The 20,398-nt window shown below is 41.7% G+C and carries 18 protein-coding genes; 10 read left to right on the forward strand and 8 right to left on the reverse strand.

The window, feature by feature from the left end:
• Window positions 1-21 precede the first annotated feature (21 nt).
• Window positions 22-1,725, forward strand: coding sequence for a hypothetical protein (locus RBH88_RS01755; RefSeq protein ID WP_307879807.1), 1,704 nt, complete (start codon window positions 22-24; stop codon window positions 1,723-1,725).
• A 68-nt stretch (window positions 1,726-1,793) separates the two neighbouring features.
• Here the strand turns inward: RBH88_RS01755 and RBH88_RS01760 are convergent, their stop codons facing one another.
• From RBH88_RS01760 to RBH88_RS01795, 8 genes are all read right to left on the reverse strand, one after another.
• Entirely contained in the window at window positions 1,794-3,434 is a 1,641-nt protein-coding gene (locus RBH88_RS01760; protein ID WP_307879808.1) for a bifunctional UDP-sugar hydrolase/5'-nucleotidase, read from the reverse strand.
• A 14-nt stretch (window positions 3,435-3,448) separates the two neighbouring features.
• Window positions 3,449-4,453 (reverse strand): BMP family protein, encoded by a 1,005-nt coding sequence (locus RBH88_RS01765; RefSeq protein ID WP_307879809.1) that lies wholly within the window; start codon window positions 4,451-4,453, stop codon window positions 3,449-3,451.
• A gap of 31 nt (window positions 4,454-4,484) precedes the next feature.
• Window positions 4,485-5,345: an ABC transporter permease gene (locus tag RBH88_RS01770; protein WP_213691566.1), complete on the reverse strand. Its 861-nt coding sequence runs from the start codon at window positions 5,343-5,345 to the stop codon at window positions 4,485-4,487.
• 3 nt (window positions 5,346-5,348) lie between these two features.
• Window positions 5,349-6,404 (reverse strand): ABC transporter permease, encoded by a 1,056-nt coding sequence (locus RBH88_RS01775; protein ID WP_213691565.1) that lies wholly within the window; start codon window positions 6,402-6,404, stop codon window positions 5,349-5,351.
• Between the two features lie 4 nt (window positions 6,405-6,408).
• The gene (locus RBH88_RS01780; protein ID WP_213695590.1) at window positions 6,409-7,917 is read right to left on the reverse strand and encodes an ABC transporter ATP-binding protein; all 1,509 of its coding nucleotides are present in this window, start codon (window positions 7,915-7,917) and stop codon (window positions 6,409-6,411) included.
• A gap of 162 nt (window positions 7,918-8,079) precedes the next feature.
• Window positions 8,080-8,226: an anaerobic ribonucleoside-triphosphate reductase gene (nrdD, locus tag RBH88_RS01785; RefSeq protein ID WP_213691563.1), complete on the reverse strand. Its 147-nt coding sequence runs from the start codon at window positions 8,224-8,226 to the stop codon at window positions 8,080-8,082.
• A gap of 50 nt (window positions 8,227-8,276) precedes the next feature.
• Complete coding sequence (locus RBH88_RS01790; protein ID WP_213691562.1) at window positions 8,277-8,966, reverse strand: anaerobic ribonucleoside-triphosphate reductase activating protein; 690 nt, start codon at window positions 8,964-8,966, stop codon at window positions 8,277-8,279.
• Window positions 8,963-10,999 carry a ribonucleoside triphosphate reductase gene (locus RBH88_RS01795; RefSeq protein ID WP_213691561.1) on the reverse strand — a complete coding sequence of 679 codons (2,037 nt, stop codon included), beginning with the start codon at window positions 10,997-10,999 and terminating at the stop codon, window positions 8,963-8,965. Before RBH88_RS01795 ends, RBH88_RS01790 begins: the two co-directional genes overlap by 4 nt.
• 266 nt (window positions 11,000-11,265) lie before the next feature.
• Between RBH88_RS01795 and RBH88_RS01800 the strand changes: the two genes are divergently transcribed.
• The 9 genes from RBH88_RS01800 (at window position 11,266) to RBH88_RS01840 (ending at window position 20,377) form a co-directional block, all read left to right on the forward strand.
• Window positions 11,266-12,927, forward strand: coding sequence for a phosphoenolpyruvate carboxykinase (ATP) (locus tag RBH88_RS01800; protein ID WP_213691560.1), 1,662 nt, complete (start codon window positions 11,266-11,268; stop codon window positions 12,925-12,927).
• Between the two features lie 40 nt (window positions 12,928-12,967).
• Entirely contained in the window at window positions 12,968-14,338 is a 1,371-nt protein-coding gene (locus RBH88_RS01805; RefSeq protein WP_213695591.1) for an MATE family efflux transporter, read from the forward strand.
• A gap of 63 nt (window positions 14,339-14,401) precedes the next feature.
• The gene (locus RBH88_RS01810; RefSeq protein WP_213691558.1) at window positions 14,402-14,587 is read left to right on the forward strand and encodes a hypothetical protein; all 186 of its coding nucleotides are present in this window, start codon (window positions 14,402-14,404) and stop codon (window positions 14,585-14,587) included.
• Window positions 14,588-14,712: 125 nt separating this feature from the next.
• Entirely contained in the window at window positions 14,713-15,546 is an 834-nt protein-coding gene (locus tag RBH88_RS01815; RefSeq protein ID WP_213691557.1) for a substrate-binding domain-containing protein, read from the forward strand.
• Window positions 15,547-15,615: 69 nt separating this feature from the next.
• Complete coding sequence (locus RBH88_RS01820; RefSeq protein WP_213691556.1) at window positions 15,616-16,311, forward strand: ABC transporter permease; 696 nt, start codon at window positions 15,616-15,618, stop codon at window positions 16,309-16,311.
• A complete protein-coding gene (locus RBH88_RS01825; RefSeq protein ID WP_213691555.1) occupies window positions 16,308-17,333 on the forward strand; it encodes an ATP-binding cassette domain-containing protein in 1,026 nt (341 codons plus the stop codon). The genes RBH88_RS01820 and RBH88_RS01825 overlap by 4 nt, the downstream gene beginning before the upstream one ends.
• Before the next feature lie 382 nt (window positions 17,334-17,715).
• A complete protein-coding gene (gene nuoE / locus RBH88_RS01830) occupies window positions 17,716-18,186 on the forward strand; it encodes an NADH-quinone oxidoreductase subunit NuoE (RefSeq protein WP_213691554.1) in 471 nt (156 codons plus the stop codon).
• Window positions 18,187-18,200: 14 nt separating this feature from the next.
• Window positions 18,201-18,569, forward strand: coding sequence for a ferredoxin (locus RBH88_RS01835; protein ID WP_213691553.1), 369 nt, complete (start codon window positions 18,201-18,203; stop codon window positions 18,567-18,569).
• A 14-nt stretch (window positions 18,570-18,583) separates the two neighbouring features.
• Window positions 18,584-20,377, forward strand: coding sequence for an NADH-quinone oxidoreductase subunit NuoF (locus RBH88_RS01840; RefSeq protein WP_213691552.1), 1,794 nt, complete (start codon window positions 18,584-18,586; stop codon window positions 20,375-20,377).
• Window positions 20,378-20,398: the final 21 nt, after the last annotated feature.

Consider the following 20,398-nt stretch of genomic DNA (forward strand, 5'->3'; position numbering starts at 1 on the left):
TAAATCAGTAGGAGGAAGAGGATGATTTCAAGAAAGGGCATCGTTCTTCTTATTGTGTGTATATGTTTTATAGCGAGTTCGTCAGTGGTATGTGGAGAGACACCGTCGTCACATTCTTCGCAGATAGAAGAGTTTCAGCCAGATCCGATAGCAACCGCCAATGATTTTGTGACGACGTTTTTAGGTTCTTCCCCGCAGGTTTTGGGAATAGCTTCCGATACGTCGGCGCTGGCATCCATTGGGCAGAGTGTTCTCGAAGGCAACTACAAAAAGGCGATGCAACAGGTAGGTGACTTTGCTGCAGGTAAAGCTGTTTCGTCAATTCCCGTTGTAGGTTATATGGTGGCAGTTGGGAATGTGGGGAAATATGCGGGAGAGAAGACCTTCCATTGGCTGGCCACATCGGAGCTTGAGAAGAGTTACAAGCTGTTGCGTGGAGATGAAGGACTTACGACGGTCTATCAATTCCCAGGGACGTATAAAGAGTTCAAGAGAAATGATGAGCTTTATACGATCTTTTCAGGATCGACGCGAGCAATTCTCTTCACATATATAAAGAAGCATAGTGATTTGAAGACGGAAGAAGAGCTTGAGAGAGCGGCGATAGAAATGCTCATAGCAAAGAATACTTTTGATGTGCTCTGCGATAAGTATGGATTGGAAGGAAAAGATAGAACCCCTGAAAATTTACAGCAGGAAATAGAGATAGAAGCAGATATATCAGCGGAGATCGCGAAGGAAAATGAGGAGAAGCGAATTGCTGAGCGTAAGCACGTTGCGGAAGAGAAGTTGAAGGAAGAAAAAGAGGAAGAAGATCAGCCAGCAGAGAAAGAGGAAGAAAAGTCAGAACTTGTATCGGACCAAGAATCGGAGATAGGGTTGGATGAAGCTCTTCCCGATCCGGATATGCCAGAAGAGGCTCAAGCAGTTGTAGCAGAGAAGCCCGATGAGGTAGAAGTTTTACCAGAGCCGAAGGTTGAAAAGAAGGTTTCGCTAGCTGAGCCCCTTGTCTGTAGCGTATCAGCTCGTAAGGGAGAAGGAGATACGACTTATTTCGATATTGTGGTGACGAATGTTTCCGATCATGTTGTGGATAACGTATCGATGACATTAGCGGCTATCAACGAGATTAAGTCGGGAGGAGTAGGTTGGGGGCAGGGAAGCAGCAACACTATCTCGTTGTCTCCGGGGCAGTCGACTTCTGTTCCGGCCATGGCTATGGGAGATGCCCAGGGGATTCAGATAGTGGTAAGGAGTGGAAGTGGCTTCACGAAAGCTTTGGTGGCGAAATCCATTCATAAGAAATCTGAAAATAAAGAGGAAACAGTGAAGACTGTGGCTGGTAAGATGAGAGTTGATGGAGATTATAAAGGTGTTTTTAGCGGCAAGGGGTTTTCTGGATCTCTCCAATTGACTATTTCTGGTACCTCTGTACGTGGTGTTTTTGCTGGATCATATAAAGATTCCAAATATAAGATGGATATAAACTCGCCTTTTAAGGGAACCTATAACCCTGAGAATGCCACCATTAAAGCGTCGATTTCGGGAAAAATGACTGTAATAGACTATCACGATAGTAGATATCGTTCCGATAATGGATTTTTCTGTGATTTGAAAGGGACCTATTCAAAGGGGAGTCTTTCTGGAACGTGGTTTGGACAAAACGAATTTGATTATAATTTTTATGGCGGAGAATGGAGTGCCCAATATATAGACAGAAAATAAGAAGACCCCCCTAACTTCGCTTTTGTAGCTAAGTTGGGGGGGTGAACTATCATAGGAACGAATCTGTTCTAACGAATCGTTATTCTTCCTTCTTCTTGAAGCGTTATGTGCCCCACATGGCGAACATATTGTGCAAGACTTTCAACATCTCCTAACTGTAGACTATAGGCGGTAGGTCCTGCCATTTTAAATATGTAATGTTTGTCTCCACCTGTGCCCAACCAATCGTTAGCTGTAACTGTATAGACAGCCTGGGGATTTAAAGGTGTCCATGTTCCATCTTCGTGTTCTACTAATACGTCGACAACGCGGTTTCCAGTCTTAACAAGTTCCCCTTCGTTGTTGATAATTGCAGGTTGGCGACTTAAGTCATAAGTCACTTTAAGTCCAGCTACCTGAATGAATCCGCCAGTTGGAGTTCTCAGATTGCCATCGTACCCATCACCTTCACGAATAAGGGCAGAGGCAGAAACTTCAAGAATGTTTCGAATTTGTTCTCCCGTAAGTTCAAAACGTACAAGAGTATTACCGTAAGGAAGCATTTCATAGAGAGTCTTATATGAAACTTCCCCTGCGGGATAGACTTTGTCTCCTCTGATGCTTCCTCCGTTCATGAGACCTATTTGTGTTTGTCCATTCCAGCGAAGGGCGTCAGCAATAAAGTTTCCTATAGGAGCTTCTTGTCCTCTTACCATGATTTTTCTGGCATCTGCGTCCTGATCCATGATGCCTATAGGTTCACCTAGTTGTTCATCAAGCTTTTGCTGGAAGGGGTCAATGAGCCATGATACTCTTTTATCCATTGGGATAGCAGTCGTGAGCTCTCTGGCTACCCACGTCGAGTGCTCTTCATCAAGCTTGCCATTTTTTATGGCAACTCGGGCAATGCCTGTATATCTCCCCATTGAACCGGACTGAGTAACCATCGTTTTCCACCCGTTAGGGCCGGTTATAATTTCTGGCGTTTCGATTAATGTATGGGTGTGCCCGCCTGTAATAATATGAATACCTTCTACAGATTCTGCAATGGCTCGATCTGCGTACACTCCGATGTGAGTCATAGCGACAATAACATCGCACTCTTCCTTTTGTAGTATGTTCACCATACGTTGTGCTTCTTCAATAAGATTTTGTCCTACTCTGAATTGGCGACTTCCAGTCGTTACTGTAGCGAGTTCAGGAGCGATGAGACCAAAGAAGCCTATTTTTAATCCATTGGCTGCATACTTTATAACGTAAGGGTGATAGAGATTTTTAAAAGCTGGGAGATCCGTATACAGATTGGCGATAGTAAAAGGGAACTTGGCATAACGCATAACATCTTCGAGAACAGCAGCTCCCAGGTCAAATTCATGATTCCCCAACGTTCCAACGTCAATTCCAGCTAAATTGAGAGATCTGACTTCGGGAAGACCTTTATAGAAAAAGAAAAGTGGCCCTTCATTAATATCTCCCATCTCCAGAGCAAAAACATTCCCTGGATTTTTAGCTTTTTCCGTTCTTATAACTGTAGAAGCACGGGCCATACCTCCAACTTCAACTTTGACCTTCTCCCCATTTTTTTCTTGACTAATTGAGTATGGATAAATGTGTCCATGAATATCATTCATAGTGATGAATGTAACTGTCCCATCTGCAGCAAAGGCGCTTACGGCAAGGAGGAGGACAAGACAAAAGGCCAAAAGTCCTCTCGTTAATTTCCTTCCCATAACCTCATCTCCTCTTATTTATATTCTTCAACAACAATTTTGCCTTCCACGACATCTTTAGTAATTTCTTCAAGTTTAACTCTTACGTCTTCGGGAACAAGTTTGAGAGCACTGTCAGTCCATGAAAGTCCGACGCCGTTATTTTTCAGGTCATAAGATACGACTTGTCCTCTTGGATATGTCCCTTCCTGTTTTGCTTTTATAAGGTCGAATGCAGCGTTGTCGAGGCGTTTCAGCATAGAAGTGAGAACGACTTCAGGGGCAAGATATTCTTGTGGCGAGTCGACGCCAATAGCATAGAAGTTTGCCTCTTTTGCAGCAGCAATTACACCCTCTCCAGTACCGCCGGCAACCTGGAAGATAACGTCAGCACCGTTATGATACTGATTTAAGGCCATCTCTTTTCCTTTAGCGGGGTCTGACCAGCTTCCGACAAAACCGGTAAGAATTTTACAGTTAGGGTTAACGTACTTGGCTCCTTGTTCATATCCCACAAAGAAATTGTGAATAACGGGGATATCTTCTCCACCGACTGCTCCTATAATGGCATCTTTATTAACATGTGGATCGTTTTCTCGTGTTGTCATCATCGCGGCGAGAGCTCCTGCCAAAAAACTTCCTTCATTTTCTTTAAAGTCGACATATGTTACATGGGCTGTTTCTCCAGAAACGTCAAAATAGGCGAAATCAGTGTTTGGAAACTCGGGTGCAACTTGCTCTATAGCGTCGATAAATTCGAAGCCTACTACAAATACAAGATCGAAATTTTTAGCAGCAGTTGCTAAATAAGGAACATAGTTTGCAGGGTCGAAGTTGCATTCTACAACCTTCCCGACAATACCCAGCTCTTTCTTAGCCCGTTCAAGACCCGCATTTGCAGAGTCATAAAAAGAGGCATCGCCCAGTTTATTGGCAATAACAAGGGCTACTTTTGTTTTGTCTGCGGCGAAAACTGGTGCGGCAATGACTCCGAAGAGAAGTAAGCCAGCTAAAAAAAGGCACCATATTTTTTTACTCATACCTTATCACCTCATCTGAGAGTATTTTGAATCAGGCCTGTTGTGCCCGCTTCATTCGTTTCCAGTTTTTGAAAATCAATGCAAAAATAACTAAAATATAAGGAAGCATCAGAGCTAAATGGCTTGAAAATCCAAAGGATTGAAGCTCTATCCCTACTGTTTGCGCAGCACCGAAGAGAAAAACGCCCACAACAGTCCAGAGGAGATTTCCTCCCCCAAAAATGACAGCAGCTACGGCAAGCCAACCTCGCTCTGCACTCATTCCGCTGACAAAAGCAACTAGATATGAAGTAGAAAGAAATGCTCCGGCCATTCCGACCATGAGCCCATTTATTGCGAGGGCCTTAAAACGAAGACGTATCGGAGAAATTCCCGCGGCAGAAAGAGCTTCTTCATTTTCTCCTACAGCTTTTAAACGCATTCCAAAAACACTTTTGGAATCAAAGAACCAAAAAATAAAGAAAAGAACGAAGGCTACTATTATGATTAAAGAAAGGTCACCAAGCCATGGTATGTGTACGTCTGGAATGCGAACCATACGTGGATCCCTGAATCCTCCCTTTACATGGAAAATACTTTTCATAAGAAGAATAGATAGACTATCGGCAAGAATATTGAGGGTCATTCCGACTACCCATATGTTAGCTCTTAAAAAAACGCAGAGGAGCGCGAATAACATGTTAAAAAGCAATCCCGCAGCCATGCCGAAAAGAATTCCGATAACCCAACTTTCAAAAAAATAATTGCCGCAGACGGCAAAAAAAGACGAAATGAGCATAGCTCCTTCTTGACTGATATTGAGAACACCGGTTTGTTGTGTCCATGTTCCGCCAAGAGCAGTGAGCAATAAGGGGGTAGACATTCGTATTGTTGCTCTGACAAAGTCAAGCATGGTTTAATCCTCCCTGATACGATTTGCCAAACGGTTTGCGATAGATATTCCAGCAGTTACAAAAAGAACGGCGCAGCAGACAATGACTGACACTAACTCTTGAGGGATGTCGGTCATAAGCTCCATTTGAAGGGCTCCAGAGCTCATAACGGAATAGACAAGAGCGGCGATAATTCCTCCAAGAGGAGAATAAGTAACCATCATGGCCAGTATCATTCCTGTCCATGTGTACCCAGGTGAGATATTAATGAGAAAACGATAGTGGTCTCCCATGACCAAAAGGGAACCGGCAAGACCTGCAAGGGCTCCACTTAAAAGCATGGCTGTCATTTGTCTGTTTCGTACATCAATACCTCCATATTGTGCGAAGCGAATATTCATGCGGGAAGAGCGCCAATCATATCCCCATACAGAGAGGGTCATGAGAATCGTAACAGCAACTACTGCTACTATAGCTATGTAAATGCCAGTGTTAAGAGTTCCAAAAATCTGGAAGTGGGAAAGGCGCATGGCTTCAGCAATTTTTTCGGTGCTTCCTGCACTTGTTCTTTCTCCTGCGTATGGTCCGGTAGCAAGGAAGGTCGTAAAAAGGATGGCAATGGAATTAAGCATTATTGTAAGAACAACAATATTGAGACCACGATCAAGATGTAGTTTGCCTGGAATCCAGGCCCAAAAAGCGGCTGCGCTTATTCCGGCGGCGAGTCCAAGGGGTATGAGTATAAAACCAGGCATCCCCGCAAACTCTATTCCAATAAAAGCGGCTGCAAAGGCGCCGAGATAGAGTTGCCCTTCAGCACCAATATTCCACATTCCGGCATAAAAAGCGACAGCTATACTCATTGTTGAAAGTACAAGAGGAACAGCTCGTGCTAAAGTAGCTAGAAAAGCATCGGTGTCTCCCAGAGCACCTATAATCATTTCAGCATAGGCTTCAATTGGGTTAGCTCCGTAAAAAAGGATAAGAATAGAGCCAATAAGAAGACTCAGGCCGAAAGAAATAAGAATGATGCATTGATCGCGATAGCGGGAAAACCAGTCTTTTAGTGAATAATTCACGTTTTTATACCCCCTCTAACATTAAACGTCCGATAAGGGTTCGATTTGCCTCTTTTCGAGGAAGAATGGCAACTAATGTTCCTCTGTTGATAACGGCAACTCTATCGCTTAAAGATAAGACTTCGTCAAGGTCTGCAGATATGAGTAAAATAGCTTTTCCGTCTTTTCGTAAGCTAAGGAGACGATCATGTATAAAGGATATTCCACCAATATCGACACCTCGTGTAGGTTGAGAGACAAGAAGAAATTCAGGAGCCTGTTCTAATTCACGCGCCATAACAAGACGCTGCATGTTTCCTCCTGAAAGAGTTCCTGCTTGAATATTTTCATTGGCAGCCATGACGTTATATTGTTTCATAAGATTTTGAGTGAATTTTTTGATGGCGGGGAAATTTTGGAAAAAGTTTCTTTTTAAGAAGGAGGATTTATATTGATAGCCTAAAAGAGCGTTGTCTTTTAATGAGGCCAGGGGAGCTAAACCTGTTTTTATTCGATCTTCAGGGATATATGAAAAACCTTCACGTCTTCGCTTCAGAGGAGATAGGTAGGTAATATCTTTTCCCCCCATAAAGATTTGCCCTTCTTTAACGGTACGAAGACCTGAAATAGCTTCTTCAAGTTCGCTCTGTCCGTTACCGGTAATACCTGCTATTCCTACTATTTCTCCTTTATGAACTTCCAGCGAAAAATCTTTTATAGCCTCTTGGTGCCTGTCCCCGAGAACGGTGAGATTTTTTATTTCAATACAGGATTTTAATTCATGAGATGAAGTTTCTTCTAAAACAGGAATATGTACGCTGTGTCCAACCATAAGAGAAGCCAGATTTTCTGCATTTGCCTCTGCACGGGGTAACGTGGCAATATGTTTGCCTTTGCGCATGACTGTTATAACGTCAGAAATTGCGAGAACTTCATTGAGATTATGGGCAATAAAAATAATGGTTTTACCAGCTTTACGAAATTCTTTAATAATCGAAAAAAGGCCATCTATTTCTTTAGGAGACAAAACTGCTGTTGGTTCGTCGAAAATAAGAATTTCGGCTTTTCTATAAAGAAGTTTGAGTATTTCCACTCGCTGCTGAATACCTACCGGTAAAGAGTGAACAGGAGCTAAAGGGTCAATTTCGAGTCCATACTGTGAAGAGAGTGACGCAACGCTTTCTATTGCCTGCTTATCATCAAAAACCAAACCATGAAAAGGTTCGTCGCCAAGAACTACGTTTTTATACACAGGCAGCGAGGGGACAAGCATAAAATGTTGATGAACCATTCCAATTCCGTATTTCATTGCATCCCGAGGGGTTTTTATTGAAATTTTCTGTTTGTTAAGCTCGAAAGAGCCTGATGTGGGTGAATATAAACCATAAACACATTTTACAACTGTAGATTTTCCTGCTCCATTTTCACCAACTAAAGAATGAACAGTACCACTGGCTATTTCTAGAGAAAAATTATCGACGGCTTTAAGTTTCCCGAAGTTTTTAGTAAGTGCGGAAATAAACAGAGATGACATCATATCTCCCTCCAATTCCGGTGGGAAGCCTTTTTTACAATGTTTTTATTGTAGCACGATTTTAAAAAAACTGGAGTGTAAAAACATAAAGGGACCCTGAAATTCAGGATCCCTTTATGAAGAGTCTAATAGATTGTTTATTTTTATATTTTTAAGTTCTTCCTATTTTTCTTCTTTTCTTAAAACGTTATCGAATGTTTTTCTATCTTTGAATTCTTCTTTTTTCCCTTTATTCCATTGGGAGACGGGAGTTAAAAAACCTACGACACGTGAATAAACTTCACACTTAGTCCGTTTTGCGCTATTCATTTTTTCTCCTCCTTAACTTTCTCCTTAAACTCAGTTTCGTCTTTAATTCTCTAGTTACGTATTTCCACATTTAAAACATATTTTAAAGCGATCTCTTTGAAATGCTCTAATTCAGCTATTGAAAAACCACGTTGCTTAGATAGTTCATTTAAAAGAGTATTAGAAGGTCTGAAATTTTGAATAAAATATTTCTTTGAGCCTTCTATCATTTTACCTATTTTTTCAATCTCTTCTTCATCAGTAAATCCAGGTACAACGGTAGTTCTAAACTCGTGAAAGACAGAGGATTTTTCCAATAGCTTAATGGTTTGAAATATGGGTTCTATAGAACCGTTGTATCCTGCTGTCGAAACATATTGATCTGGAGATGCTTTGACGTCCATTGCAATATAATCTACAAGCTCTTTTTCCAATAAAGTCTGTATGATTTCAGGTTTGCTACCATTCGTATCGATTTTTATAAGAAAACCCATTCCTTTTATTTTTTCTACAAAATGTAAAAGATCAGAGTGTAACGTGGGTTCTCCTCCGCTGATAACGACGCCGTCAAGAAGGCCGGTTCGTTTTTTAAGCAAATCAAAAAAATCAATTTCTGAAATATGTGATGTTTCTTTTCCCACTACCAGTTCCGGATTATGACAGTAAGGACACCGAAAGTTACATCCTTTTGTAAAAATAACGGCTGAAACTTTCTCTGGATAATCGATGAGACTTGACGGAACAATACCAGCTAAAATCACTTCGTTTTCACTTCTTCCTCATATCCATTTTCTGCATCGCAGTAAGGGCAATATTCGTGAGCTCCTGGAATATAGCCATGAATGGGACAAATACTAAAAGTAGGCGTAATCGTAAAATAAGGAAGATGGAAGTTCTCTGCAATTTTTCGAACCAAACGCTTCGTGCTTTCACCGCTAGGCATACTTTCTCCTAGGAAACCATGGAAAACGGTTCCTCCTGTGTAGAGTGTCTGGAGGTTGTCTTGAAGTTCCAAAGCTTCAAAAATATCATCGGTATATCCTACTGGTAGCTGAGTTGAGTTTGTATAGTAAGGTTCTGCTCCCCAACGTCTCACTTTATCCTCGTTGGCAGCAATAATGCTATTGCCGTAACGGTCTTTATCGAGGCGTGCAAAGCGATAGCTTGTTCCTTCAGCTGGAGTTGCTTCAAGATTGTAAAGATTGCCAGTCTCTTCCTGAAAATCTGAGAGACGTTGCCTCATAGCTGTCATCACTCGAGTTGCAAATGCCATCCCTTCGGGGTCTGCAATGGTTTTACCCATAAAGTTCATCAATGCTTCATTCATTCCGTTAATGCCAATCGTATTAAAGTGGTTATTCCAATACATTCCAGTTTCTTCTCTTATAGAGCGAAGATAGAATTTAGAGTAAGGATAAAGGTTTGCATCTGTTAATCGTTCAAGAATTTTTCGTTTTATCTCGAGACTTTCTTTTGCTATATCCATAAGTTCAAATGTGCGCTGTAAAAAGTTCTCTTCATCCTTGGCGAGATAGCCGATACGAGGCATATTTAAAGTCACGACACCTATTGATCCGGTCATGGGATTCGAACCAAAAAGGCCACCGCCTCTTTTTCGGAGCTCTCTATTGTCCAAACGTAGACGGCAACACATAGAACGAGCATCGTCTGGACTCATATCGGAGTTAATGAAGTTCGAAAAATATGGGATTCCATAACGAGCGGTCATGTCCCATACCGAGTTGAGCACGTCATTATTCCAATCAAAATCCTGCGTTATGTTGTATGTGGGAATAGGGAAGGGGAAGACTTTGCCTGTAGCGTCTCCCTCTAGCATGACTTCCGCAAAAGCGCAATTGAGCATATCCATTTCTTTCTGGAAGTCCTTATATGTTTTATCCATAGGTTGACCACCTACTATCGCTGGAAGGCCACCAAGAACAGCAGGGGGGATAAGGTCCATCGTAATATTCGTAAAAGGTGTCTGGAATCCTACACGGGTGGGAACATTCAGATTAAAAATAAATTCTTGTAGAGCCTGCTTTACCTCACGATATGTAAGATTATCGTAATAGATAAAAGGAGCCAGATATGTATCAAAATTAGAAAATGCCTGAGCTCCAGCAGATTCTCCTTGCATCGTATAGAAAAAATTAACAATTTGTCCAAGCAAACTTCTAAAATGTTTCGCTGGCTTACTGCTCATTTTCGTCTGTACTCCAGTAAACCCGCTTACAAGAAGATCATAAAGGTCCCAGCCACAACAATATACTGAGAGGTTACTCAAATCATGAATATGCAAATCACCTGCAATATGGCGTTCCCGTACTCGAGGTGAATATATCTCTTGAAGCCAGTATTGAGCAGTTAGTTCAGATGCAATATAGTTATTAAGCCCTTGAAGGGAGTAACTCATATTACTGTTCTCATTGACTTTCCAGTCTAGCTTTTTAAGATACTTGTTGATCATGTCTGCTGCACTGCCGAGAAGTTTTTGCGTATCTCTCATTTTGGCGTGCTGCTCTCGATACAGAATATATGCTTTTGCTATAGAGGCATATCCCTTCTCTATCAGGAATTTTTCCACAAGATCCTGTACTTGTTCTACGGTAGGAATTCCTTCCTCCTTATAGAAAATTTCAAGAAGAGAAACGATTTGCCGAGTAATTTCTTGGCCGACTTCTGCGGGGTTTGCATGATTAACAGCTTTAGCCGCTTTCATTACAGCCGTTGTAATTTTCTTTTCATCGAAGGGTACTTCATGGCCATCTCTTTTCCGTATTCGATGTATCACAGTAGAGGCCTCCTTAATTATGGGAGTAATTTCAAATGCACGAGGTCCGATTATACAGTGCTTTATAGAAAAGACCAAATGTTTATATGAGTCTATATAGCGTCATTTATAATATTATAACGCTATATGTATGGATTTTCTTCGTACTTCTCTTTTTTTCTCTTTTTGCTTCTAGTCGGAATCGTGTGCATATTGTAAGATGAATGACATCTTGTCTTCTGATATTTTTAACATTTTATGAGCCAGTGGAGAAAAGGAGTGTTCACATGGCGACTTTCGGAAATTACAAAGATGACGAATCTTTCAAAAAAATTACCTCACGAATCAGAACCACCATCGAAACTGCTTTTTGGGGTAATAACGTTTTCCATATAACAACACCGCGTGAAGCATATGAACTCGCAAAAAGAAGCCCTGGAACAGTGGAACTGACGGGAATGCCAGTATATGAACCGGAATGGCAGGGACTTCCAACGGGATGCAATGTCCTTCTTTTTAATGATGGAGCTGTCGTAGGACGGTGCGCAGCAGCGAGACGTATTATTGGTGAGCCTAACGTGTCTCTTGATGAGTACGCGACAAAGTTGCGGGAAGCAGTCTACAATATGCGCTATAAAGATTTATATGCTACGGAAGCTGTTATTGGTCTTGAGAAAGACTTCATGGTTAGAGCCCACCTTCTCATTCCTAAAGGGCATGAAAATATGCTCTATAATTGGGTTCTAAATTTCCAGTATATAAATAAAATTTACAATGAAATGTACAAAGAGTCTAAAAAATATGTTGAGGGTGATATCTATATATTGGCAGATCCAGACTGGAAACATCCAGATCATCCTTTAGGCTTGTCACTTTTTGATCCAGAGCATAATTGTGCTGCTGTTTTAGGAATGCGTTATTTCGGTGAGCTAAAGAAGGGAACACTGACATTGGCGTGGGGAACTGCCGTACGCAATGGTTTTGCTTCGTGTCATGGAGGATTAAAAAGATATAATCTTTCTGGAGGGCGTTCCTTTGTTGCCGCTGTTTTCGGCCTTTCCGGGTCGGGAAAATCTACTATCACTCATGCTCGGCACCAAAATAGATATGATATTACCGTACTTCATGACGATGCTTTCGTTATTAATCTTAAAGATAGGTATTCCATAGCTTTGGAACCTTCGTATTTTGATAAAGTTCAGGATTATCCTATGGGGTGTGATGATAATAAATTTATTGTTACGCTTCAGAATTGCGGAGCGGTGCGTAATGAGAATGGCCTTGTTTGTGCCGTTACAGAGGATCTCCGTAATGGAAATGGAAGAGCTATAAAGTCTAAACTTTGGTCTCCAACTCGTGTCGATCGAATAGATGAACCTATAAATGCTATCTTCTGGCTAATGAAAGATCCAACTATTCCTCCAGTTCTCAAACTTACAGATCCGGTTTTGGGAGCAACTATGGGGGCAACATTAGCTACGCGAAGAACGACGGCAGAACGTCTTGCTCCTGGAGTTGACCCGAATGCTCTTGTTTTTGAACCCTATGCTAACCCCTTCAGAACGTATCCGTTAAGCATAGATTACAATCGCTTTAAAGCCCTTTTTGATAGTGGTGTAAACTGTTATATTCTAAATACGGGAGATTTTATGGGCAAAAAAGTGCAGCCTTGCCATACTCTTTCAATACTCGAATCAATCATTGAAGGGCATGCCTCCTTTAAACCTTTTGGCCCGCTGCGTACAATTGAAATAATGCATATCGATGATTTCTCTGTTTCACTCAACGATGTGAACTATAAAAAAGAAATTTTTGCTCGCATTAAAGATCGAATTGCTTTTGTTAAATCAAGAGAATCGGAACGGGGAGGAGTAGATAAGCTTCCCAGAGAAGCTCTTGAAACTCTTCAAAGTTTAACAAGGGAGTTAGGATATCCCGGAGAAAATTAACAATAGTATCGAAAGAATTTTATTTGGTAGGTGAATAGATGTGGAGACTACAAGAAGGATGGGGGAAGAGTCAATCCCCCGTCTTCTTTTTCATTTTTCAGCTCCTGCTATAGTGGGACTGCTTGCTAATGCTTTATACAATATTGTTGATAGAATTTTCGTAGGTCATGCAGTTGGACCTATGGGAATAGCTTCTATTGCTGTTGCTTTTCCCTTTATGATTGCAGGTATTGCAGTGGGCCTGCTTGTGGGAGTCGGCTCTTCTGCTCTTATTTCAATTTCTCTTGGAGAGAAAAAGAGACGACAAGCAGAAGTTATTATGGGGAATGCAGTTGCTCTTCTTGCCATAGCAAGTGTTTTAGGCGTGATTTTGGGGTGGCTTTTCCTAGACGATATTTTGCGTTTGGGGGGAGCAACTGATTTATTATTGCCAGAAGCCAGGAAATATTTGCGAATTATTCTTATGGGGGTTCCCTTTTCTCTTTTTAGTTTTGGTTTTAACTACTTTATTCGAGCTGAAGGATCTCCCCGTTTTGCAATGATGACCCTCCTTCTAGGGGCCGGGGCAAACATCGTTCTTGATGCAGTTATGATAATGGGGCTTAATATGGGGCTTGAAGGAGCTGCTTTTGCTACCATTACTGCCCAGCTTATAGCTGCTTTATGGGCAACATCCTTTTACGCGAGGAATAAAGGACGTTTACGTATTCGATTGATAAATTTACGATTGCGCAAAAGAATAGTTAAAAGGATTGTTTCCATAGGAATGGCTCCTTTTTTACTTGAGGCGACCTTTACTTTTATTTTAGGGCTACTGAATCAAGTTTTGAAGGTTTATGGTGGAGAAATAGCTATATCAGCTCTGGGAATATTTTTTAGTCTTGATTCTATGCTTTTCCTTCCTGTTTTGGGGATCGGTGAAGGAGCTCAACCTATCATAGGGTATAACTTCGGTGCTAAACATATCGACAGGGTTAAATCGACGGTGAAGTGGGCACTTGCCGGAGCCTTATCGTTTTTCGGTTTGAGCTTTATTATCGTTTTCTTTTTGGCCCGACCTCTCGTTATGATTTTTAATACGACGAGCCCAGAACTTATTAATCTAGCAGCAAGAGGGCTTGTTATTTCTTACAGCTGCGTAGTTTTTGCTGGGATTACAATCATTGCATCATATACGTTTCAGGCTTTAGGTTTGGGCCGTCAGAGCTTAATACTCAATATTATGAGGCAGGTTATTTTTTTCATTCCGCCGCTTTTAATCCTCCCTCCTCTTCTTGGAACTGATGGAGTTTGGTTGGCATTTCCATTCTCTGATGTGGGAGGAGGCTTATTCGGTGCCTTTTTACTACGGCGCCAATTTCGGGATTTTGAGCGCTTTAGAGTCGAAGAAAAGGATAACGAAAAAATATAATGCAACCGGTTGCATTATATTGAGTGTTGACGTATAATGCTTCCTATGAGGGAGGCGATGTCTATGTGGATGAAAGACATGAACGGAAATTGGTATAATAGTGAGCATGCAGTTTCGAGCAAAAAGATGAACGAGTGCCAGGGATATTGGCAGAAGGATTCTTATGGCAATTGGTATTGTGCAAAAGCGGATTTCTCCCTCATTCGTGCAACGTCTAAAATGTCTTTGTCGTTAGGAAGAGCCTCGTAAATATTTTCTTATTACGTTATAGTATAAGTATTTAATATTGAATTTAAATATTCGTTATGATATGTTGCCCTCATAGGCTTAAAGCTTGTGAGGGTTTTATTTTATGTAAAGGAGGAATAGTCAGAATGTGTAAAATGCAAAAAAAGATTGTAGCTTTTCTTTTCGTAGCGCTCTTTGTTTTTGCTTCTTGTGCCTGGGCTGAAACACCAGTATTACGTATGGCGACTACAACGAGTACAGACAATACCGGATTGCTTGACTACCTTGCTCCTCTTTTCAAAGCCGATACAGGTATTGAATTACAGTGGGTTGCCGTTGGAACTGGAAAGGCCCTGGAATTAGGTAAAAATTGTGATGTAGATATATTGCTTGTTCACGCTCCTGATACAGAAAAGAAGTATGTGGAAGATGGATATGGGGTAAATAGACGACAAACAATGTACAATGATTTTATTATCATCGGTCCTAAAGATGATCCCGCGAGAATTAAAGAGCTGACTGTTGTTGAAGCTTTGAGTAAAATAGCGTCTTCCAATGCTTCTTTTGCAAGTCGAGGAGATAAATCAGGTACACACATTATGGAAATGAACCTTTGGAAAGAAGCTGGTTTAGCGCCTGATAAAGAGGCATGGTATATACAGACTGGTCAAGGAATGATTAATACGATCAATATAGCGGCAGAGCGCTCTGCATATACAATGACTGATCGTGGAACTTTTATCAAATATGAGGATGTAAGCAAAGGGAATTCACCTTTTGCAATAGTAGTAGAGGGAGATCCCGTTCTAAGAAACCAATATAGTGTCATTGCTGTTAACCCTGCCCGCTGTGACAATGTCAAGTATGATCTGGCTCTTAAATTTATAGATTGGATCGTCTCTCCTCAAGTTCAGGAAAAAATAGGAAAGTTTGAATTGCTTGGAAAGACTCTCTTTTTCCCGAATGCTGATGCGCAGTAAAAAGCATATTTTATAGAGAAAGCGCTGCCTTAACAGGGTGGCGCTTTCTTTAACTGGAGGAATATCTTTATGGATTATATTTCTCAAGGAATTTTAAAAGCCTTCAGTCTTCTTTTATCTGGTGATGCACAGACATGGTCTGCTATTGTAACTACATTAAAGGTGTCATCTCTTTCTATTTTCCTCACTCTTCTTATTGGTATTCCGGCAGGTTTTTTTCTCGGGAGCGTTCCTTTTCCGGGGAGGAATATTATTCGAACCTGTGTTGACACGCTCTTGGCTCTTCCCACAGTGGTTGTAGGATTGCTTGTTTATTCTTTTATCTCCAGACGGGGTCCATTGGGATCATGGGGATTGCTTTTTACAACTGAAGGCATTGCTCTGGGACAAATTGTATTGGGATTACCTATAGTCGTAGCTCTTACCGCTTCTGCTATCGAAGGACTTGAAGTGCAACTCCGCCAGACACTTCTGACTCTTGGAACAACAAAGAGACAGCTTACATTAAGTACTCTATGGGAAGCTCGTTATGCTGTTATAGTTGCCGCAATAACAGCATACAGTCGTATTATTTCAGAGGTGGGAGTGTCAATGATGCTTGGTGGCAATATAAAATGGCATACTCGTACTATAACAACAGCTATTGCGCTTGAAACAGGCAAGGGCGAGTTTGCTATGGGCATCGCTTTGGGTTTGGTTCTCTTATCACTTGTTTTAGTGGTCAATTTGATGCTTGCTGAGTTTAAGCGGAGGAGTGCGGCATGAGCTCTATATATTCTCTTAAAAAAGTCAGACATTTTTATAGCGGACGTTGTGTGCTCGACATCCCAGATTTAGATATAGAGCAAGGTGAAATAATAGGACTTCTCGGTGCTAATGGTAGCGGAAAAAGTACCCTTCTTCGCATTCTTGCTTTTCTTGAAAGGCCGACAGAAGGTGAACTCTATTTTAAAAACAGAAAAATAGAAACTTTCTCGGTGGAAGATCGAAGATCAGTAACGCTCTTGTTGCAAGAGTCATATCTTTTGAAAAGAACGGTATGGGAAAACGTTGCTTTTGGTTTAAAAATACGTGGAATCAGTGGTAAGGAATTGTTTAAAAGGGTGGAGCAGGCTCTTCTTTTTGTTGGTCTTGAACCTGAAAATTTTGCGAAAAGAAAGTGGTTTGAACTCTCTGGAGGAGAAGCTCAACGTGTTGCTCTTGCAAGTCGCCTTATATTAAGACCTCAGGTTTTACTTTTAGATGAACCCACAGCTAGTGTCGACCAAAATAGTGTCGATTTAATGAAGCAATCTATCAAAGTTTGGCGAGAGAAATGGGGGACAACTATCTTTCTTGTTAGCCATGACGATATTTGGATTAAAAGTCTCGCGGACCAAATTATGAGCTTATCGGAAGGGAAACTCTCTTTTTCCGCACGTGATAATCTCATAAAAGGGATTTGGGAAAAAAAGGGAGACATGGCAAAACTTTACTTGCAAGATGGACAGGTGATCACCTCTTCTGTTTTTCCTGAAAAGGGAGAAAATCTTTATATTAATCCTTCCGCTATTGTTCTCTCGGTAAAAAAGGTAGACGGAATTTCGGCTCGGAATTCTCTGTATATGCTTGTTGACAGTCTTACATATGAAAATGGCAACAATTGTGTTCTTGTTACACTTTCTGTGAGGGGCCTCACCCTGGTTGTTCGAATAACTCCTGAAGCGGCCCAGGAACTCAATATTGTTCCTGGAATGTATGTTTGGGCTTTTTTTAAAGCGACATCATTTCATACTTCCCAATATTAGTTTTTTTGAATAATGGACGCAATATACACTTTTCAGTTGGGTTGTACAGTTTTTATTCATGTGATAGCATGAACGTGGAATTTGAAAATTCCTTTTCTTCAGTTCATCACCTCTATGGAAAAGTTTGAGGGGCCAAGAGATGACAATAATGGAACCCCTCTCGAAAAGAAAACTGCCGGCCGCTTTCCGAGGGGGAGCGGCTTTTATCTATATTGATGATTTTTCTGTGTCTTTTGTATGGAAAATACGTAATATGGTTTTTTTCTAAGATTGTGAAAGAGATAGCAATTAATGTTGCTATCTCTTGTTCTTCATAAAGAGCATTTGCTTTGAGAAAAAGTTCCCGAAGTCATTTCGGGAGTTCACAACAAGGAGGGGAATCATGTCACAGGTGGAGTTGGAACGAATCCAGAAAACGCGGGAAATTGTGGCTCCTTGGAAGGGAAAGAAAGGTGGTCTCATTCCTATTCTCCAGGAAGCTCAGCACGAATTCGGGTACCTGCCCCCCGAAGTCATGGAAACAATCTCCAAAGAGCTTAAGATTGCAAAAGCTGAAATTTATGGAGTAGCGACATTTTATGCACAGTTTCATTTGAAACCACGGGGCAGACATGTTGTTCGAGTTTGTCGAGGAACGGCTTGCCACGTTCGTGGCAGTTTGAAAATCCTTGACAAGGTCAAAGAGCTTACAGGCGTTAGCGAAAACGAAACAACTGATGATTTACGATATACGATAGAGCCGGTCGCCTGCCTTGGTGCATGTGGACTAGCCCCTGTCATGATGGTAGATAACCAGACTTTTGGACGTCTTGCCCCTGACATGGTGGCCGGAATACTTGCTAAGTTCGAATAACGAGGAGGACGGCAATGGCTAAAATTAATAATTTGGAAGAGCTTAAAAAAATTCGCGAGAAATCTAAAGATTTAACTTCAGCCCGTTCCGAAGGAAAAGTCGTTATTATTGTTGGTATGGGAACTTGTGGAATTGCTGCAGGAGCCCGCGAAGTAATGACTGCTATTATGGATGAAGTTGAGAAGAGAAAGTTGACTGATGTCAATGTGCAGACAACCGGTTGTATCGGTATGTGCCAGAATGAGCCTTTAGTAGATGTTATTCGTGACGGGATGCGTATTACATATGGTAATGTGAAACCTTCTGATATCCCCGTCATTATTACTGAACACGTTGTTAATGGTCATGTCGTTGAAAAACTGGCCATTGGCAGAGCCGACTAAGGGGGGGAGTCAGAATGCCGATCTATCGTTCTCACGTTCTTATCTGCGGAGGAACTGGATGTACCTCTAGTGGATCCCATGATGTGATGGACGCATTCCGAGAAGAACTTCGTAAACAAAAACTTGACAGGGAAGTCCTCGTCGTTCCTACAGGTTGTCACGGTATGTGTGAAATGGGGCCTATCGTTGTTGTTTATCCAGAGGGAACTTTCTATTGCAGGGTTGCTGCAGATGATGTTAAGGAAATAGTCTCCGAACATCTTTTAAAAGGACGAATTGTTCCCCGGCTTCTTTATACTGTTTCAGAAGAAGCTCCTAAAGTTCCTCACTATAAAGAAATTCCTTTCTATGGAAAACAGCATCGTATAGCTCTCGAAAACTGCGGCTATATCAACCCGGATAATATAGAGGAATATATTGTTCGGCATGGCTATGAAGCTTTAGGTAAAGCTTTGACGGAAATGACTCGCGAGCAGGTTATTGAAGAAATAAAAACTTCTGGCTTGCGTGGCCGTGGGGGCGGCGGATTCCCTACAGGCTTAAAGTGGACTTTTTGTGCTAGGGCTCAAGGAGACAAAAAATATGTTATTTGTAACGCTGACGAAGGGGACCCAGGCGCATTTATGGACAGGTCAATTCTTGAAGGAGATCCCCACGCCATAATCGAAGGAATGATGATTGGAGCGTATGCTATAGGGGCCAATGAAGGATATATTTATTGTCGTGCCGAGTATCCCTTGGCAATTCTGCGTTTAAAGACAGCTATAGCAAAGGCTGAAGAATATGGCCTCCTTGGAGAACATATTATGGGTACTGATTTCTCCTTTAATTTGCATATCAAAGAGGGAGCAGGAGCCTTTGTTTGTGGTGAAGAAACAGCTCTAATGGCTTCTATTGAGGGACAGCGGGGTATGCCCCGTCCACGTCCTCCATTCCCTGCCAATAAGGGGTTGTGGGGAAAGCCTTCGAATATTAACAACGTTGAGACATGGGCAAATGTCGCTTATATCATTCGTCATGGTGGTGCTCATTACGCTTCGATGGGAACAGAAAAATCTAAGGGAACGAAAGTTTTTGCCCTTACAGGAAAAGTTAAACATACTGGTCTTGTAGAAGTTCCCATGGGTATCACCTTGAGAGAAATTATTTTCGATATAGGTGGCGGCATCCTTAACGATAAGAAATTTAAGGCTGTTCAGATTGGAGGCCCCAGTGGAGGATGCCTTACGGAAGAACATCTTGATATTCCCGTAAGCTACGAGTCTCTTGCAGAAGTTGGAGCCATTATGGGATCCGGCGGAATGGTCGTTATGGACGAAGATAACTGTATGGTCGACGTTGCTAAATTCTTCCTTGAGTTTACACAGCGGGAATCATGCGGAAAGTGTACTCCTTGCCGAGAGGGAACAAAGCAAATGTTGTTGCTTCTTAACAAAATTACTGAAGGTAAGGGCACGATGGAAGATCTCGAAAACCTGAAAAACCTTGCCCTTATGGTCAAGGAAATGTCTCTGTGTGGATTGGGACAGACTGCTCCTAACCCCATACTTACGACTCTTCGTTACTTTAAAGATGAGTATATTGCTCACGTACGAGACAAAAAATGTCCGGCAGGTGTCTGCCCTGCACTTATTGAATTCTCCATCGACCAGGACCTTTGTAAGCGTTGTGGCCTTTGTGCTCGAAACTGCCCGGTACAATGTATCCCTGGGGATAGAGCGTCGGGGTACACCATCGACACAGAGAGATGTATCCGTTGCGGCACCTGCTATGATAAGTGCCCCTTCGGAGCCATTATCAAAGGTTAGTGTGGCAGGGAGGATGCGAAT

This window comes from Aminobacterium sp. MB27-C1 (assembly GCF_030908405.1).
GTDB lineage: Bacteria > Synergistota > Synergistia > Synergistales > Aminobacteriaceae > Aminobacterium.

Coding starts and splice junctions, on each gene's coding strand:
- RBH88_RS01800 (WP_213691560.1), top strand. CDS start 11,266: ATGGCGACTTTCGGAAATTACAAAGATGACGAATCTTTCAAAAAAATT.
- RBH88_RS01770 (WP_213691566.1), bottom strand. CDS start 5,345: ATGCTTGACTTTGTCAGAGCAACAATACGAATGTCTACCCCCTTATTG.
- RBH88_RS01840 (WP_213691552.1), top strand. CDS start 18,584: ATGCCGATCTATCGTTCTCACGTTCTTATCTGCGGAGGAACTGGATGT.
- RBH88_RS01810 (WP_213691558.1), top strand. CDS start 14,402: ATGTGGATGAAAGACATGAACGGAAATTGGTATAATAGTGAGCATGCA.
- RBH88_RS01815 (WP_213691557.1), top strand. CDS start 14,713: ATGTGTAAAATGCAAAAAAAGATTGTAGCTTTTCTTTTCGTAGCGCTC.
- RBH88_RS01760 (WP_307879808.1), bottom strand. CDS start 3,434: ATGGGAAGGAAATTAACGAGAGGACTTTTGGCCTTTTGTCTTGTCCTC.
- RBH88_RS01825 (WP_213691555.1), top strand. CDS start 16,308: ATGAGCTCTATATATTCTCTTAAAAAAGTCAGACATTTTTATAGCGGA.
- RBH88_RS01820 (WP_213691556.1), top strand. CDS start 15,616: ATGGATTATATTTCTCAAGGAATTTTAAAAGCCTTCAGTCTTCTTTTA.
- RBH88_RS01755 (WP_307879807.1), top strand. CDS start 22: ATGATTTCAAGAAAGGGCATCGTTCTTCTTATTGTGTGTATATGTTTT.
- RBH88_RS01835 (WP_213691553.1), top strand. CDS start 18,201: ATGGCTAAAATTAATAATTTGGAAGAGCTTAAAAAAATTCGCGAGAAA.
- nuoE (WP_213691554.1), top strand. CDS start 17,716: ATGTCACAGGTGGAGTTGGAACGAATCCAGAAAACGCGGGAAATTGTG.
- RBH88_RS01780 (WP_213695590.1), bottom strand. CDS start 7,917: ATGTCATCTCTGTTTATTTCCGCACTTACTAAAAACTTCGGGAAACTT.
- nrdD (WP_213691563.1), bottom strand. CDS start 8,226: ATGAATAGCGCAAAACGGACTAAGTGTGAAGTTTATTCACGTGTCGTA.
- RBH88_RS01765 (WP_307879809.1), bottom strand. CDS start 4,453: ATGAGTAAAAAAATATGGTGCCTTTTTTTAGCTGGCTTACTTCTCTTC.